The following is an 824-nucleotide window of genomic DNA, read 5'->3' as shown; positions in this document are numbered from 1 at the left end:
GCTGGAAACAGTAGCAAAAATGCCTGTTCGTCGCTATCTGGATGGGACATGGATCGTTTGTGCGCGGCGCAAGCGACGCAAGGCGAGTTGGAAACAGGATCATGGCGGCAAGGGATGTGCTGACGAAAAACCAGCTGTGCGTGCTCGAGAAACTCGAGACCGCCAGCGGACCGCTCAGTGCCTACACCTTGCTCGACCAATTGCGCGAGCGCGGTTTTCGCGCACCGCTCCAGGTCTATCGCGCGCTCGACACGCTGGTGAAGTCAGGTTTCGTGCATCGGCTTGAAAGCATCAATTCCTTCGTCGCCTGCGCCGAGCCGCATGACCACAGCCATTCGATGACTGCCTTCGCCATTTGCGACACATGCGGGCAGGTCACCGAAATGTCAGACCACGATGTCGGCCACAGCTTGGACGAATGGGTGCGCTCCACCGGCTTCGCCGCCAAGAAGGCGGTGATCGAGTTTCGCGGGACATGTGCCAAGTGTTTGGCTGAGGCGGCTTGAGGTGAGTTGAGATTCAGATGATGCCGGCCTGCAAATGGCGGCTTCCTGCCGCTTCCGGTGCTCACGTACGAAAAGTACGCTCCGCTCCGGTTCTCGGAATCCACCATTTTCGGCTCGGCCTGATCTGAATCTCAACACAACTTGCGTTGGTGCTAATGCGCCTCGTCCCAGTTGTTGGCGGCTCGCGCGTCGACATGCAGCGGCACCGACATTGAGACCGCCGGCATCGCCGCGTTTTCCATGACATGACGCACGACCGGGATCGTCGCCTCGACTTCCGCCTCGACGGTCTCGAAGATCAGTTCGTCATGCACCTGC

2 protein-coding genes are annotated in these 824 nt (G+C 59.5%); one reads left to right on the top strand and one right to left on the bottom strand.

Annotated features, from left to right (window positions below; translation table 11 throughout):
- Nucleotides 1-101: 101 nt before the first annotated feature.
- Nucleotides 102-506, top strand: a complete 405-nt coding sequence (locus EN879_RS37600) for a Fur family transcriptional regulator (protein ID WP_013529546.1) — start codon at nucleotides 102-104, stop codon at nucleotides 504-506.
- A 152-nt stretch (nucleotides 507-658) separates the two neighbouring features.
- On the opposite strand, the gene EN879_RS37595 is transcribed toward EN879_RS37600, so the two are convergent.
- A partial coding sequence (locus EN879_RS37595) for a DNA polymerase (protein WP_164774924.1) occupies nucleotides 659-824 on the bottom strand: 166 nt, incomplete at its 5' end.

It is taken from the genome of Mesorhizobium sp. M7A.F.Ca.AU.002.02.1.1 (genome assembly GCF_003998535.1).
GTDB classification, from domain to species: Bacteria; Pseudomonadota; Alphaproteobacteria; order Rhizobiales; family Rhizobiaceae; genus Mesorhizobium; species Mesorhizobium ciceri.
This window is presented reverse-complemented; position numbering and strand designations above follow the sequence as displayed.

Excerpts from the sequence above, each read along its gene's own strand:
- EN879_RS37600 (WP_013529546.1), top strand. The coding sequence starts at position 102 with ATGGCGGCAAGGGATGTGCTGACGAAAAACCAGCTGTGCGTGCTCGAG.